Source organism: Nocardia sp. SSK8 (assembly GCF_037034205.1).
Lineage (GTDB): Bacteria > Actinomycetota > Actinomycetes > Mycobacteriales > Mycobacteriaceae > Nocardia.
Genome location: NZ_JBAGKD010000005.1, coordinates 98,576 through 113,714, shown reverse-complemented (window position 1 = coordinate 113,714; position 15,139 = coordinate 98,576). Strand labels below are relative to the sequence as shown.

Sequence of the window (15,139 nt, the reverse complement as noted above, 5' to 3'; positions counted from 1 at the left end):
TCACCAGCGTCGCGTCGTCGTAGCCGTAACGCGCGAAATCGGTCGAGCTTGCCGGTGGTGAGTTGGAGGGTTTCGGGGAGGGCGGGGGGCGAATTCGGGGGCGGCGATCATGGTGGCGAGCAGGTACCAGGTGAGGCCGCTGGTGGGGCCGGTCGGGAGCAGGGCGAGCAGGCCGAGGGCGATGAAGACGTGGGCGGCGATCAGGGCGGTGGCGTGGCCGATGCGTTCGACGAGCAGTGGCGTCAGCACGGCGGTGACGGTCAGGACGAGGGCGCCGGGGACGGTCAGCAGGGCGGCGCGGGTGATGGTCAGGTCCAGGATGGACTGGAGGTAGGTGGCGCCGAGGTAGGCGGTGGCCGACCAGGCGGCCAGGGGCAGGAAGCCGGTGAGAATGGCGAGGGCGAACAGGGGGCGGCGGAACAGGCGGAAGTCGAGCAGACCATGCCCGCGCTGATCCTGGGCCGTCGCGGTGACGTACTCGCCTGGAACCGCACCGGCCACGCCCTCTTCGCCGGACACCTGGATATCGACTCCCCCGCCGATCCCGAGCGCCGCCCCTCGATCCCGCGTCAGTTCTTCCTCGACCCGCACGCCCGCGACCTGCACCGCAACTGGTCCGAGCTCGCCCGCATCCACGTGGCCTACCTGCGTCTCACCGCTGGCCGCCATCCCCGCGACGCGCGCCTGGCCGAACTGATCGGCGAACTCGCCATGCGCAGTAGCGAATTCGCGACGCTGTGGGCGCAGGGCGAGGTGGCCGACTGCACCGCGGCGGACGTCGACTACCAGGTCTGGCTGCAACCCGACAGCCCCGACCACCGGCTCAAGGTCTACACCCCGCGCGACGCGAGCTCCGCCGACGCGCTGCGCCTGCTCGCCACCGGACTCGAACCCGACACTCGCAGTATGGAAGTGGCCGTCCGAACCGGCCGGGCATAAACCGCTCGCGCCGGTGGTTCCTGCAGTCGATCGGTTCCTACCCGAAGGAGATCCGCTGTGCCCGAAGAGAAGTTCGACCCGTGGGCGTTGCTCGCCGAGGCCCGCCTCGGCGTACTCGCGACTATCAAGAGGAGCGGGCTCCCCCAGTTGTCGCCGGTGACACCATATTTCGACCGTGCGGCCGGGGTGATCTACGTGTCGATGACCGAGGGCCGGGCGAAGACGGTGAACCTGCGGCGTGACCCGCGCGCGGCCCTGGAGGTGACCAGCGCCGACGGCTGGGGCTGGGCCACGGCCGAGGGCACGGCGACACTGATCGGACCGGGAACCGATCCGCACGGCCCCGAGGTCGAGGCGCTGGTGGACTACTACCGGGCCGCGGCGGGCGAACATCCGGACTGGGATGAGTACCGGTCGGTCATGGTGTCGGATCGGCGGGTGCTGCTGTCGCTGGCGGTGGAGCACGTCTACGGCGCCCGGATCCGCTGACCGGCCGAACTCGCTGATCGCCGGTAGCCTCGGAACCAGCCAGACACACCACGAGTCAGGGGAACCGATGGCACAGGAATCGTTGGCACGCCGAGGGCTGCGCGGATTCAACGCGGGAGTCGTCGCGTTGACCGAGGCACCGGTCATCGGAAAGCTGCTGGGCAAATCGTTCACCCAGGTCAGCTACGTCGGCCGCCGCTCCGGCCGCACCTTCACCACCCCGGTCAACTACCGCCGCTCCGGCGACGACTACCTCATCGGCGTCGCCATGCCGGACAAGAAGACCTGGTGGCGCAACTTCCTCGGCGAAGGCGCCCCCATCACCCTGCGCCTCGACGGCGTGGACCGCCCCGGCCACGCCATCACCCGCCGCAACGACCGCGGCCAGGTCTCCGTCCGCGTCCGCCTGGACCAGAACTGACCCGTCGCGTACGGACCCGCCGGTCCCGCGCACGGGCAGAACAGGTCCAGGACGGCACCGGCCTGGGGATGTTCGGGCGCGAGAGTCCGCTACGGAACGGCGGGCGGTTCTCAGGGGGTTGCGGCGGTGAGGAACTCGGTGACGTCCTCGGCGAAGCGGGGGTGTTTGATCGCGCCGAGGTGGTTGGTGTCGGGGTAGATCTCGAGCCGGGCGGACGGGATGCCGTCGGCGGTGTGGCGGAAGGTGTCGGTGGAGTAGTACTCGTCGTGGTCGCCGCCGATGATCAGGGTGGGGGCGGTGATGTCGGCGAGGCGGCCGTCGAGGTCGAAAGCGTCTTCGGCGTGGACGAAGGCGAGCGTGTCGGCGGGGTTCTTCGGGCGGACCAGAGGGTCGGCGAGCCAGCCGACGGCACCGACCAGGCGGGCTTTGAGCGGGGACTCGATGCCCTGGGTGAGCAGGTGCTGCAGGGAGCGCTTGCCCGCGGCGGCGGCGGTCGCGTACTTCATCTGCGACTGCCGGGCGGAGTCCTCGAGGTGGTAGCCCGAGGAGGCGACGACGAGCCGTCGCACGGCCCGCGGCTGGTCCGCGGCGAGTTGCAGTGCCAGGGAGCCGCCGGAGGAGATGCCGAGCACGTCCACCGGGCCGCCGAACTCGGCGAGCAGGGCCTCGGCGTGCTCGCGGGCGATATCGGCCATGGTGGTACCGGCCGCCATGCCGGGTGCCCGGTTGACCGCGTACACCCGGAACCGGCGGGCCAGCGGCGCCATGGTCTTGACCTCCGACTTACGCATCCAGCCCGTCGGATTGGCGTGATCGGGCATGAACCACCGCAGGAACACCAGCGGATTCCCCTGCCCGAACGCCAGGTACGGCATTCCGTGTTCGAGCACACCCTCGCTGACCTCGAACCCCTGCACCACAGCCACGCCGCCTCCGATCCGTCCGGACATCTGTGCCCGGAACGCTATCGGGCGCGGCGTGACTACGCGATGACTCCGGGGGTCAAGAACCGCTGCCGCCGCCCCCGCGCCCCAGTCCACCACGCTGGATGACGGTGCCGCTCTTGGTCTTGATCTCGACATTGCTCGGCTTGATGGTGGAACCACCTGTCGGCGCCTGACCCAGCTGGGCGTTGCCACCGTAGTAGTAGCGGTATTGCGGCCACGTCGTGGACGTCTTGCTGTACGACCCGCCCGAACCCGTACCGCTGCACTGGCTGTCGGCGACGACGGTGCGCGCCCCGTTGCGTTCCTCGCGCACGCACGAGGCCGTCACGGTCTCGGGCTTCGAAGGCCGGTCCAGCAGATAGGCACCACCGATGACCGCGGCGATGCCGACGATGGCGACGGCACCCATTACGGTGGCGCTGTTCGTCGAACCGGAGCGGGTGGGCGGCTTTCGCAGCTGTGCGCGGTAGGCCTCCTCGGACCGGCGCTGCGAGGGCAGCACGAACGGCTCCGGCGGCGGACGCGTGGGCCAGCGAGCTGGATCCGGCACGCGATACGGCGTGTGGGCCGGATCCCGACCCGAATTCTGTTCTCCCCCAGGCATCATGAGCATCACCCCCGCTACATCGCTACCCCCATGGTGCCATGTCCGGCCGGGGGACTCGAATGATTATCGCGGGGTGGGCTTGCGGAATCCTTGCGAGACAACAGGTCCCGGAAACGCCGAACGGCGCCGCTCCCGGAGGAGCGACGCCGTTGCGGTGTCAGTGATTACGAAATCACTTGACGATCTTGGTGACGCGACCGGCACCGACGGTGCGGCCACCCTCACGGATCGCGAAACGCAGGCCCTCGTCCATGGCGACCGGCTGGATCAGCTTGACGGACATCTCGGTGTTGTCACCGGGCATGACCATCTCGGTGCCCTCGGGCAAGGTCACAACGCCCGTCACGTCAGTCGTACGGAAGTAGAACTGCGGACGGTAGTTGTTGAAGAACGGGGTGTGGCGGCCGCCCTCGTCCTTCGACAGGATGTACGCCTGGCCCTCGAACTCGGTGTGCGGGGTGGTGGTGCCCGGCTTCACGACGACCTGGCCGCGCTCCACGTCCTCGCGCTTGATGCCACGAACCAGCAGACCGACGTTGTCGCCCGCCTGGCCCTGGTCGAGCAGCTTGCGGAACATCTCGATACCGGTGACCGTGGTCTTGGTCTTCTCCGGGCGGATGCCGACGATCTCGACTTCCTCGTTCACGTTGATGATGCCGCGCTCGACGCGACCGGTGACGACGGTGCCACGACCGGTGATCGTGAAGACGTCCTCGACCGGCATCAGGAAGGGGAGCTCGGTCTCACGGACCGGGTCCGGGATCGACTCGTCGACGGCGGACATCAGTTCGAGGACCGAGTCGGCCCACTTCTGGTCACCCTCGAGGGCCTTCAGGCCCGAGACGCGCACGACCGGCGCGTCCTCGTCGAACTCCTGCGAGGCCAGCAGCTCGCGGACCTCCATCTCGACGAGCTCGAGGATCTCCTCGTCGTCGACCATGTCCGACTTGTTCAGCGCGACCAGGATGTAGGGCACGCCGACCTGACGGGCGAGCAGCACGTGCTCACGGGTCTGCGGCATCGGGCCGTCGGTGGCGGCCACGACCAGGATCGCGCCGTCCATCTGGGCGGCACCGGTGATCATGTTCTTGATGTAGTCGGCGTGACCCGGGGCGTCGACGTGCGCGTAGTGACGCTTCTCGGTCTGGTACTCGACGTGGGAGATGTTGATCGTGATACCACGAGCCTTCTCCTCCGGCGCCTTGTCGATCTGGTCGAAAGCGAAGCTCTCGTTCAGGTCCGGGTACTTGTCGGCCAGCACCTTGGTGATAGCAGCCGTCAGCGTGGTCTTGCCATGGTCGACGTGACCGATGGTGCCGATGTTGACGTGGGGCTTCGTCCGCTCGAACTTCGCCTTCGCCACTGTGGTCCTCCTGGACTAGTTAGTGCGTGCTTTTTGCAGCAGTGCGGTTATTAAGGGGGGTCGTGCTGACGCCCGGTTGCCGCGGCCAAGCGTACTCGGCCGCGGCAAGCGAATTACTCGCCGGTCGCCTTGGCGATGATCTCCTTGGACACGTTGGCCGGAACCTCAGCGTAGGAGTCGAACACCATGGAGTAGTTCGCCCGGCCCTGGGTCTTCGACCGCAGGTCACCGATGTAGCCGAACATCTCCGAGAGCGGAACCAGCGCCTTGACGACACGGGCACCACTGCGTTCCTCCATGGCCTGGATCTGGCCACGGCGGGAGTTGAGGTCGCCGATCACATCGCCCATGTAGTCCTCGGGCGTGGTGACCTCGACCGCCATCAGCGGCTCGAGGATCACCGGACCGGCCTTACGGGCCGCTTCCTTGAGGGCCTGCGAGCCCGCGATCTTGAACGCCATTTCCGAGGAGTCGACGTCGTGGTACGCGCCGTCGAGCAGGATGACCTTCAGGTTCACCAGCGGGTAGCCGGCGAGCACGCCGTACTGCATGGCGTCCTGGGCACCCGCGTCGACCGACGGGATGTACTCACGGGGCACGCGACCGCCGGAGACCTTGTTCTCGAACTCGTAGGTCGCGCCGTCTTCGCCGACGAACGGCTCGACCGCGATGATGACCTTCGCGAACTGGCCGGAGCCACCCGTCTGCTTCTTGTGGGTGAACTCGAGCTTCTCGACGGTCTTGGTGATCGTCTCGCGGTAGGCCACCTGCGGCTTGCCGACGTTCGCCTCGACCTTGAACTCGCGCTTCATGCGGTCCACGAGGATGTCGAGGTGGAGCTCGCCCATGCCGCCGATGACGGTCTGGCCGGTCTCGGCGTCCAGCTTGACCGAGAACGTCGGGTCTTCGCGCGCCAGCTTCTGGATCGCGGTGCCGAGCTTCTCCTGGTCGGACTTGGTCTTGGGCTCGATGGAGACCTCGATGACCGGGTCCGGGAACGTCATCGACTCGAGGACGACCTGGTTCTGCGGGTCCGACAGGGTGTCACCGGTGGTGGTGTCCTTCAGACCGATCACGGCGTAGATGTGACCCGCCGAGGCCGAGGGAACCGGGTTCTCCTTGTTGGAGTGCATCTGGAACAGCTTGCCCAGACGCTCCTTCTTGCCCTTGGTCGAGTTGACGACCTGGGCACCGGAGTCGACCTTGCCCGAGTACACGCGGACGTAGGTGAGCTCACCGAAGAACGGGTGCACCGCGATCTTGAACGCCAGCGCCGAGAACGGCTCCTCGGCGCTCGGCTTGCGGGTGACGACCTCGTCTTCCTTGCCGGGCAGGTGGCCCTCGACCGACTCGACGTCCAGCGGGGACGGGAGGTAGTCGACGACGGCGTCGAGCATGGGCTGCACGCCCTTGTTCTTGAACGCCGAGCCACACAGCACCGGGTAGAGCTCGGAGCCGATGGTCATCTTGCGGATGGCGCCCTTGATCTCCTCGATCGAGAGCTCCTCACCACCGAAGAACTTCTCCAGCAGCGCCTCGTCCGACTCGGCGACGGTCTCGAGCAGCTCCTGGCGGTACTGCTCGGCCTTCTCCTGCAGGTCGGCCGGGATCTCCTTGACCTCGTACTTCTCGCCCAGCTTGGTCTCGCCGGTCCACACCTTGGCGTTCATCTCGACCAGGTCGACGATGCCCTCGAAGGTGTCCTCCGCGCCGATCGGCAGCTGGATGACCAGCGGCTTGGCACCGAGGCGGTCCTTGATGGTCTGCACGGTGAAGTAGAAGTCCGCGCCGAGCTTGTCCATCTTGTTGACGAAGCAGACACGCGGCACGTCGTACTTGTCGGCCTGACGCCACACCTGCTCGGACTGCGGCTCGACGCCCTCTTTACCGTCGAAGACGGCGACGGCGCCGTCGAGCACACGCAGCGAACGTTCCACCTCGACGGTGAAGTCCACGTGGCCCGGGGTGTCGATGATGTTGATCTGGTGCTGGTTCCAGAAACACGTCACCGCCGCGGAGGTGATCGTGATGCCGCGTTCCTGTTCCTGTTCCATCCAGTCGGTGGTCGACGCGCCGTCGTGCGTCTCACCGATCTTGTAGTTCACACCGGTGTAGAACAGGATGCGTTCGGTAGTGGTGGTCTTGCCCGCATCGATGTGGGCCATGATGCCGATGTTGCGGACCTTGTTCAGGTCGGTGAGCACGTCCTGTGCCACGGAAATCTTCCCCGCTCGTAGCTAGTTGGGATTCTCTGGTACGACCCTGGTTCGGGTCGTCACTATGTCAACGCCGGAAGTGGCACCGAAGTGCCACTCACGACTGTGAGCCTTCCGGCGCCGACACGAGCGACGGGCCGGGCGGCAATCACCAGCGGTAGTGCGCGAAGGCCCGGTTGGACTCGGCCATCTTGTGGGTGTCCTCGCGACGCTTCACCGAAGCGCCGAGGCCGTTGCTGGCGTCGAGGAGCTCGTTGGCGAGACGCTCGACCATGGTCTTCTCGCGACGGGCGCGGGAGTAGCTGACCAGCCAGCGCAGGGCCAGGGTGTTGGCGCGGCCCGGACGGACCTCGACCGGCACCTGGTAGGTGGCGCCACCGACACGGCGGGGCTTCACCTCGAGGGCGGGCTTGACGTTGTCCAGCGCGCGCTTGAGGGTGACGACCGGATCGGTGCCGGTCTTCTCGCGCGCCTGCTCCAGGGCACCGTAGACGATGCGCTCAGCGGTGGACTTCTTACCGTCCAGCAGGATCTTGTTGACCAGCTGAGTGACCAGCGGCGACCCGTAGACCGGGTCGTTGATCAGCGGACGCTTGGGTGCGGGGCCCTTGCGTGGCATATCAGCTCTTCTCCTTCTTGGCGCCGTAGCGGCTGCGGGCCTGCTTGCGGTTCTTCACACCCTGGGTGTCGAGCGAGCCACGGATGATCTTGTAGCGGACACCCGGGAGGTCCTTCACACGACCGCCACGGACGAGCACCATCGAGTGCTCCTGCAGGTTGTGGCCCTCGCCGGGGATGTACGCCGTGACCTCGACTGCGCTGGTCAGGCGAACACGCGCGACCTTACGCAGCGCGGAGTTCGGCTTCTTGGGGGTGGTGGTGTACACGCGAGTGCACACGCCACGACGCTGCGGGCTCCCCTTCAGGGCCGCGGTCTTGGTCTTGGAGACCTTGTCGCGACGACCCTTGCGGACCAGCTGGTTGATGGTTGGCATATACCGGCTTTCTGGCTCATCCCCGCCTGCGCAGGGACCCTTTGGTGTTGGTCGACGTTTAACCTGCACGTCCAGCCACGTTTCCTTTGACCCGCGGTCGGGCGTGTCGCGCGCAGGTCAGGGCCCCTTTTCAGGGCACGCTGGAACTTACCGGCCGCTCTCGCTGGCCTACGTTCACGCACGAACTTGCCCGTAGCAATCCGGGCACAGGGATCCACGATACCCGCGTGCCCGAATCCGGGTCAAAGTGGGGTGCGCCATCCGGGCTGCTACCGGGCCAGATCCAAGGTCAGCTCGACCAATTTCTGGGCCGCGGCGCAGGGGTCGGGATGCGCGGTGCCCGGGCGGTAGTTGATCCACCAGCCGATGACGCCGACATCGGCGGCCGGTGCGGTGACACCGCAGGAGTCGTTGTCGTTCGGTCTGCGGACCTGCAGGGCCCTGCGGCCCTGGACGGTGATGTCGCCGGTGAGGTAGCCCAGCTTGTCGTTGGTGGTCTTCTCGTTGTTGAGCGTGCCCATCTCGTACCAGTTCAGGGTGGCCATGGCCTCGCCGCCGGGTGCGTCGGAGATCGCCCACATGCAGACCGCGCCGCTGAAGGAACTGTTCACGAACACGGCGTCGCCGACGATCTGGCCGATTTTGTCCGTGGCCACCACTTCGCATTCGCGCATCAGCTTGTCGAAGTCGGTGTTGATCGTCTGGCCACCGCCGCCGCTGCCCACCGGCTGGGCGTTGCCCTCGATCTTGTCGCCGCAGCCGGTGAGGGTGACACCGACCAGCAGGGTGAGCGCCGCGAGCGCGCGGGCCCTCACCCCAGCCGTCCCACGGTGAGCTCGGCCAGGGCCCGGGCGCGGTCGCACGGGTTGCCCGCGGCGAAGATGCCGTTGTTGGTCGACCATTCGAAGAAGTCGTCATCGAGCTGGACCGCGAGATCGCAGATCGAGCCGTCCGGGTCGAGCGCCGCGAAGCCGGGCCGCCCGCCGACATCGATCGCCTCCGGCTCCCGCCCGAAGTTGGAGACCCAGGCCTTCTCCCGCTCGATCGGGCTGCCCCGGTAGGAGGCGAAGGTCACACTGGGACCGGCGATTCCGGAGCCCTGGTAGCTGCATCCGGTGGCGTTCTTGAACACCTGCGAGATGGTGCCGAGGCCGCCCAGGTCGCGCACCTCGTCGTCGGTGACGTGACCGCACTCGCCGACGAACGGGCCGAGCGAGGCCACCTTCGGTGGTGGTCGCATCGATCCGGTCGGCGCATCGGAGTCGCCCCCCGATCCGCACGACGTCAGCACGACAGCCAGGGCCATGCCGGTGATGATCGCCGAGGGGATCCGCATGCCATGAACTGTAGTGGCTGCGCGGCGGCACTCACAGATTGCCGCGGGCCTCCTGCTCGCGCTCGATGGCCTGGAACAGGGCCTTGAAATTGCCCTTGCCGAAGCCGAGTGAGCCGTGCCGCTCGATGAGTTCGAAGAAGACGGTGGGGCGGTCGGCCAGGGGCCGGGTGAAGATCTGGAGCAGGTAGCCGTCCTCGTCGCGGTCGACCAGGATGCCGCGGCGCTGGAGGTCCTCGACCGGCACGCGGACGTGGCCGATGCGGGCGCGCAGTTCCGGGTCCTCGTAGTAGGTGGCCGGGGTCGCCAGGAATTCCACGCCCTCGGCGCGCAGCGCGTCGACGGTGGCCAGGATGTCGGCGGTGGCCAGGGCGATGTGCTGTACGCCGGGACCGCGATAGAACTCGAGGTACTCGTCGATCTGGGATCGCTTGCGGCCCACCGCCGGTTCGTTGAGCGGGAACTTGACCCGGTGGTTGCCGTTGGCGACGACCTTGCTCATCAGCGCGGAGTACTCGGTGGCGATATCGTCACCGACGAACTCGGCCATGTTCGTGAATCCCATGACGCGGCGGTAGAAGTCGACCCAGGTGTCCATCATGCCCAGCTCCACATTGCCGACCACATGGTCGATGGCTTGGAAGAGCCGGTGCGCGCGCGGGGCGCGGGTGGAGGCGCGGCTGATGTAGCCGGGCAGGTACGGACCGGAGTAGCCGGAGCGGTCGATCAGGGTGTGCCGGGTCTCGCCGTAGGTGGCCAGCGCGGCCGAGCGGACGGTGCCGAACTCGTCGCTCTCGTCGTGCGGCTCGACCAGGACGGTCGCGCCGTGCGCGCGGGCCCAGTCGATACAGCGGTCGACATCGGGGACCTCGAGGGCGATGTCGACCACGCCGTCGCCGTGCCGGTCGTGATGGGCCACCAGCGGGCTGTCCGGGTCGACAGCGCCGGTGATGACGAACCGCGCTCCCCCGCTGCGCAGCACGAAGGCCTTGTGGTCGCGATTGCCGGTCTCCGGCCCGGAGTAGGCCTCCAGGCGCATACCGAAGGCGGACTGCAGGAAATGCGCGCTCTGGGTCGCGTTACCCACCACCCAGACCAGCGCGTCCCACCCGATCACCGGAAACGGATCGACACTGTCGTCGTGCTCGATCAGCCCGACGAGCTGCTGCTCAATGGTCATGACCAAGGAGAACTCGGCCGGGGCGATCTGGGCAACAACACCAGCTGGGTCTGGACATGCTGACACGAGAAGCCACCGGACCGGCCCCGATGGTGGACAATTTGAATAGCACCCGATCGCGCCCGGAGCACGGAGGTCCCGCGATGCGCACGCCCGCGAAACTCGACGAACTCGATCTCGCCATCCTCGACGCCATGCACGCCTACCAGAAGGCCGGAATCCTGGAGCTCTCCCGCCGGACCAAGGTCGCGCGGGCGACGGTGCAGGCGCGGATCAACCGGATGGAGGAATCCGGGGTGATCGCCTCCTACGATCCGCAGCTGGATGTCACCGCGGCCGGGTTCGATGTGCAGGCCTTCGTCACCTTGGAGATCGCCCAGGGCGCGCTGGACGCCGTCAGCGCCGAGCTCGCGGCCATTCCCGGCGTGCTGGAGGCTTACGCGACCACGGGCTCCGGGGACGTGCTGTGCCGGATCGGCGCCGACTCGCACGCGGGGTTGCAGGCGGTGCTGCTCAGTATCGACCGGACCGGGTCGGTGGTGCGCTCACACAGCGTGATCGTGTTGTCGACGGTGGTCGCCCGGCGGACGATGCCGCTGCTGCACACGCTGACGCCCACCGGCACGGCGAAGGCGCCCGCCTACCGCGAGCAGCGCTGACCGGTCGTCATCGGGCCGCCGACCTGAGCTCCAGGCTCCAGCATCTGCCGGATCCAGCTTCGCGTCCGGGTTCAGCGGCCGCCGCCTGCCCGAGATCTCGGGCGATCAGGGACGCAGGTCCGCACCGGGGGCGAGTATTTCGACGCGCCCGTCGGATTCCGGTTCGAGGAAGGCGAGCAGTGCGTTCGCCTCCGCGTCCACCTGTGCCGCTTCGGTTTTCGTCCAGGGACGAGTCGGGCTGATCCGCAGGCGCGCGACGCCGGATTTCGCGAAGACCTTGTACAGGCCCGCGACGAATCCGTCGACGAGTACCGGGGAGACCATGGTGCTGGTCGGCGGGGGCGACGCGGGCTCGGGGACCACGCGCGCGCGGCCCTGGTGGGAGAGCAGCGCGTTGTCGTACCAGCCGAGCAGGCGCACCGGCGCGGGCTGGTCCGGGTCGGCGAGTTCGAGGTCGGCGGCGTCGTAGAGGGTGCGGCCACGCTCGTCGGTGTAGGTGCGCACGCGATCGCCTAGTTCGGCCACGGCCTTCTTCATGGCGGGTAATCGCGACCAGGTCTGCATGTCCATGGTGGTGGCCGGGCCGAAGGCGCGCAGGTAGCGCAGGATCAGCTCGGCGACCGGGTAGTCCGGGTCCAGTGGGGCGCCGAGCCAGGGCTGCACCCGCGACCAGACCGGTCTGCTGTTGTCGCGCCAGCGGCCGCGCGGCGGGGTCTGCAGGACGGGCAGCTGGTACAGCCAGGTCTGCACGACCACGCCGGGGTCGCGGTCGGGATAGCGGCGGGCGGCCTCGGCGCGCAGGTCGGCCGCGGACATCGGCTCGTCGCCGAGAACCTGCTCGCCGTGCGCGCGCACCTCGTCGAAATCCAGGCCGACCATGGCGCCGTAGTTGAAACCCTTGCGCTGCGGGACCTTCTCCAGTTCCGGCTGGATGTGCGGGGCGATGCGCAGCGCGTCGGGCGGGGTGACGAGGTGGATCGTGCCGCGCATCAACGTGATCCGCACCAGCGAGCGGTCCGCCAGGCCGGTGGACACCGTCGCCGGGTCGAAATCGGTGACGCGGCTCCACAATCCGATGAACGGCGGCGGGACGTCCTGGGCCTGCAACCCGATCAGGTGCTCGCACATCCGCCCGGGGCTCAGGGTGGAGCGCTCCAGCAGGTGCTGGCGGGCGAGCAGGGTGCGATTAAGCACCCGATTCGACAGCGGCATGCGACTCCCCTTCGACGACCTGGCGACGTACGGGAGGCTACCGCCGAGCACCGACAGGTACCGGGTGCTCGACGCCGCCGAGCACCCGGCCACGGCTCAGCGCAGCTGGACGACCACCTTGCCGGTGGCGGTCCGCTCATCCAGTGCCGCAACGGCTTCGGCCGTCTTCGCCAGCGGGTACAGCACCGGCTCGGGCGCGGCGATGGCGCCGGAGGCGAGCAGCGGTTCCACCTCGGCCCACTGTTCGGCCAGGTAGGTGGGGTGGCTCATCACCCATTCGCCCCAGGCCGCGCCGACGACCTCGACGTTCTTGAGCAGCAGCCGGTTCACCTTCACCGTCGGGATCTCGCCCGCGGTGAACCCGACCACCAGCAGCCTGCCGCCACCGGCCAGCGAGCGGACGCTGTCGGTGAAGCGGTCACCACCCACCGGGTCCAGCACGATGTCGACCCCGCGCCCGTCGGTGAGCTCCTTGACCGCGGCCAGCCAGCCCTCGGTGAGCACCACATCGGTGGCGCCGTTGGCCTTGGCGACCTGGGCCTTGGACTCGGTGCTCACCACCGCGATCACCCGGCCCGCGCCCAGCGCCTTGGCCATGCGCAGGGTGGAGGTGCCGATCCCGCCCGCCGCGCCGTGCACCAGCACGGTCTCGCCGGGGGCCAGCCTGCCGCGCTTGGTCAGGCAGAAGTGCACGGTGAGATCGTTGAACAGAATGCCCGCACCGGCCTCGAGCGAGACATTGTCCGGCAGCTTGAACACGGCGTTGCCGGGGGCGACGGCCACCTCGGCGACGGCATTGCCGAGCATGGTCAGCGCCGCGACCCGGTCACCGGCGACCAGCCCGGACTCCGCGGGCGCCGCGCGCACCACCCCGGCCACCTCGCCGCCGACGACGAAGGGCAGGCCCGGCTTCATCTGGTAGAGGCCGCGGGTCATCAGCACATCGGGGAAGGCGATGCCCGCCGCGTGCACGTCGATCAGGACGCCGCCGGGGTAGGCGACGGGTTCGGGCAGGTCGACGATCTCGATCGCCGACGGTCCGTCCAACCGGCCTACCTGTGCTGCACGCATAGCGAAACCTCTCTGTTGACTTGCTCTGGCCGAACCTATCCCGGCCACGGCTCAGCGATGGGCGAATTCCAGCATCGTCTCGCTGACCAGCTCGTCGCCGTCCCGGGTGATGGTCAGCCCGGACGGCGTCAGGTGGTACTGGGTGTTGTCGACCGGGTTGACGGCGGTGAAGCCGCCACCGCCGGTGGGCAGCGGGTCGTCGAGTTCGAGGCCGAGACCGTCGCTGGCCCTGGCGCCCTTGTAGTAGTACCGGTTGTCGCCGGTGTGGCAGATGACGACCCGCGACCCGCTGGTACGGGCGATCGTCATGGCGGCGTCGTTGTCGTTGCAGCGCGGCCCGCCGGTGCGGAAACCCTGCCCGTCGGCACCGGACACGCTGGACTGCAGCGGCGGCACGGTGGTGACCACCGGGGTCGGCGACGGCGGGGTGTGCTCGCCGGTCGGCACGTCCTGGGTATCGCTGCCCTCGACCGGCGACTGCACCACCGACGGGGGCACGGGCGGCGGTTCGGCGATGGTTCCGGTGTCGTCGCCGGTGCCGAGCAGTACCCACACGACCGCGCCCACCACGGCGATCACGATCAGCGCGCCCAGCGCCCCGGCCAGGACCGGGGTCGAGGAATTGCGTCGCGGGGGCAGCGGCAAGGGCGCGGAGGGGTGGGTGTGGCCGCCGACGCGGGTGGGTTGCGGGCCGCTTGTGCGGTAGCCGGGCGGTGGGGTCCACTGGCCGCGCGGGGCGGCCGGGTCGACGACGACCTGCGGGCCCGAGACGGTGGGCGGCGGCGGGCCGGGATCGACCGGGCGCGGCGCGGTCACCGGGGCGGCGGTGACGGCCGCGATCTGCGGGCCCGGTGCCGTACTCGGCGCCGCCCGCTCGGCCTGCACCAGCGCCGCACGAGCCGCCCTGGCCAGATCGCCGGTGGCGGCGTATCGCTGCCGCGGTCGCTTGGCCATGCCGCGCTCGATCACCGCGTCGAAGAACGACAGCGCCGGATCGACCGCGCTGGGCCGCGGCGGGGGCGCCATCTGATGCGAGCCGATCGCGCCCGCGAGGCTGTTCACCGGGTACGGCACCCGGCCGACCAGGCATTCGTAGAGCACGCAGGTGAGCGCGTAGGTGTCCACCGCGGCGGTCAGCGGGGCGTCCTCGAAGCGTTCCGGGGCCATGTAGGCCATCGAGCCGACCGCGCTGCCGGTGCTGGTGAGCTGCGGGTCGGAGTCGGCGTGCGCGATGCCGAAATCCACCAGGTAGGCGAACATGCTGCTGGTGAGCAGGATGTTCGCCGGTTTCACGTCGCGGTGGATCAGGGCGATCTCGTGCGCGGCGTCGAGCGCGGCCGCGATCTGCTCCACCACCTGCACCGACTCGCCGGGGGTCAGTCTGCCGTGGCGCTGCAGCCGATCCTTGAGGTCGGTACCCTTGACCAGGCGCATGTCGATGTAGAGGACGCCACCGACCTCACCCCAGTCGTGCACCGGGATGACATGCGGTTCCTGCACACTGGCCATGGCGTGCGATTCGCGCCGGAAGCGCTGCACATAGACCGGATCCCCGGCCAGCTCGCGATTGAGCACCTTGACGGCGACAGTCCGGTTCTTGGAGGTGTCGTAGGCCTCGTAGACCTCCCCCATACCGCCGACTCCGAGGAGCCTGCGCATTTCATAGCGCCCGAACATCGAGCCCGCCATCGCCCCGCCGGCCATTCC

The 15,139-nt window shown here is 68.5% G+C and carries 17 protein-coding genes; 4 read left to right on the top strand and 13 right to left on the bottom strand.

Going from position 1 to position 15,139, the window contains the following annotated elements:
• Complete coding sequence (locus WA675_RS11915; RefSeq protein ID WP_336084302.1) at positions 1–501, bottom strand: hypothetical protein; 501 nt, start codon at positions 499–501, stop codon at positions 1–3.
• On the opposite strand from WA675_RS11915, the gene WA675_RS11910 reads away from it, so the two are divergent.
• The 3 genes from WA675_RS11910 (at position 442) to WA675_RS11900 (ending at position 1,849) form a co-directional block, all read left to right on the top strand.
• Entirely contained in the window at positions 442–939 is a 498-nt protein-coding gene (locus WA675_RS11910; protein WP_336084301.1) for an MmyB family transcriptional regulator, read from the top strand. The two genes, WA675_RS11915 and WA675_RS11910, sit on opposite strands and share 60 nt — an antisense overlap.
• Positions 940–996: 57 nt before the next feature.
• Complete coding sequence (locus tag WA675_RS11905) at positions 997–1,428, top strand: PPOX class F420-dependent oxidoreductase (protein ID WP_336084300.1); 432 nt, start codon at positions 997–999, stop codon at positions 1,426–1,428.
• A 67-nt stretch (positions 1,429–1,495) separates the two neighbouring features.
• Positions 1,496–1,849, top strand: a complete 354-nt coding sequence (locus WA675_RS11900) for a nitroreductase/quinone reductase family protein (protein WP_336084299.1) — start codon at positions 1,496–1,498, stop codon at positions 1,847–1,849.
• 110 nt (positions 1,850–1,959) lie between these two features.
• On the opposite strand, the gene WA675_RS11895 is transcribed toward WA675_RS11900, so the two are convergent.
• The 9 genes from WA675_RS11895 to hppD form a co-directional block, all read right to left on the bottom strand.
• Positions 1,960–2,775, bottom strand: coding sequence for an alpha/beta fold hydrolase (locus WA675_RS11895; protein WP_336084298.1), 816 nt, complete (start codon positions 2,773–2,775; stop codon positions 1,960–1,962).
• 76 nt (positions 2,776–2,851) lie between these two features.
• Positions 2,852–3,346 (bottom strand): hypothetical protein, encoded by a 495-nt coding sequence (locus tag WA675_RS11890; protein WP_336084297.1) that lies wholly within the window; start codon positions 3,344–3,346, stop codon positions 2,852–2,854.
• A gap of 229 nt (positions 3,347–3,575) precedes the next feature.
• Complete coding sequence (gene tuf / locus WA675_RS11885; protein WP_336084296.1) at positions 3,576–4,766, bottom strand: elongation factor Tu; 1,191 nt, start codon at positions 4,764–4,766, stop codon at positions 3,576–3,578.
• Positions 4,767–4,879: 113 nt separating this feature from the next.
• Positions 4,880–6,982 (bottom strand): elongation factor G, encoded by a 2,103-nt coding sequence (fusA, locus tag WA675_RS11880; RefSeq protein WP_336084295.1) that lies wholly within the window; start codon positions 6,980–6,982, stop codon positions 4,880–4,882.
• Positions 6,983–7,130: 148 nt separating this feature from the next.
• Positions 7,131–7,601, bottom strand: coding sequence for a 30S ribosomal protein S7 (rpsG, locus tag WA675_RS11875; RefSeq protein ID WP_019049358.1), 471 nt, complete (start codon positions 7,599–7,601; stop codon positions 7,131–7,133).
• Between the two features lies 1 nt (position 7,602).
• Positions 7,603–7,977, bottom strand: coding sequence for a 30S ribosomal protein S12 (gene rpsL / locus WA675_RS11870; RefSeq protein WP_019049359.1), 375 nt, complete (start codon positions 7,975–7,977; stop codon positions 7,603–7,605).
• Between the two features lie 269 nt (positions 7,978–8,246).
• Entirely contained in the window at positions 8,247–8,792 is a 546-nt protein-coding gene (locus tag WA675_RS11865; protein ID WP_336084294.1) for a DUF3558 domain-containing protein, read from the bottom strand.
• A complete protein-coding gene (locus WA675_RS11860; RefSeq protein ID WP_336084293.1) occupies positions 8,789–9,313 on the bottom strand; it encodes a DUF3558 domain-containing protein in 525 nt (174 codons plus the stop codon). The genes WA675_RS11865 and WA675_RS11860 overlap by 4 nt, the downstream gene beginning before the upstream one ends.
• Positions 9,314–9,344: 31 nt before the next feature.
• The gene (gene hppD, locus WA675_RS11855; protein WP_336084292.1) at positions 9,345–10,490 is read right to left on the bottom strand and encodes a 4-hydroxyphenylpyruvate dioxygenase; all 1,146 of its coding nucleotides are present in this window, start codon (positions 10,488–10,490) and stop codon (positions 9,345–9,347) included.
• Between the two features lie 143 nt (positions 10,491–10,633).
• Between hppD and WA675_RS11850 the strand changes: the two genes are divergently transcribed.
• A complete protein-coding gene (locus WA675_RS11850) occupies positions 10,634–11,149 on the top strand; it encodes an Lrp/AsnC family transcriptional regulator (protein WP_336084291.1) in 516 nt (171 codons plus the stop codon).
• Between the two features lie 105 nt (positions 11,150–11,254).
• Here the strand turns inward: WA675_RS11850 and WA675_RS11845 are convergent, their stop codons facing one another.
• From WA675_RS11845 to WA675_RS11835, 3 genes are all read right to left on the bottom strand, one after another.
• Positions 11,255–12,361: a winged helix DNA-binding domain-containing protein gene (locus tag WA675_RS11845; protein ID WP_336084290.1), complete on the bottom strand. Its 1,107-nt coding sequence runs from the start codon at positions 12,359–12,361 to the stop codon at positions 11,255–11,257.
• Between the two features lie 96 nt (positions 12,362–12,457).
• Positions 12,458–13,432: an NADPH:quinone oxidoreductase family protein gene (locus tag WA675_RS11840; RefSeq protein WP_336084289.1), complete on the bottom strand. Its 975-nt coding sequence runs from the start codon at positions 13,430–13,432 to the stop codon at positions 12,458–12,460.
• Positions 13,433–13,483: 51 nt separating this feature from the next.
• Positions 13,484–15,136, bottom strand: coding sequence for a serine/threonine-protein kinase (locus WA675_RS11835; RefSeq protein ID WP_336084288.1), 1,653 nt, complete (start codon positions 15,134–15,136; stop codon positions 13,484–13,486).
• Positions 15,137–15,139: the final 3 nt, after the last annotated feature.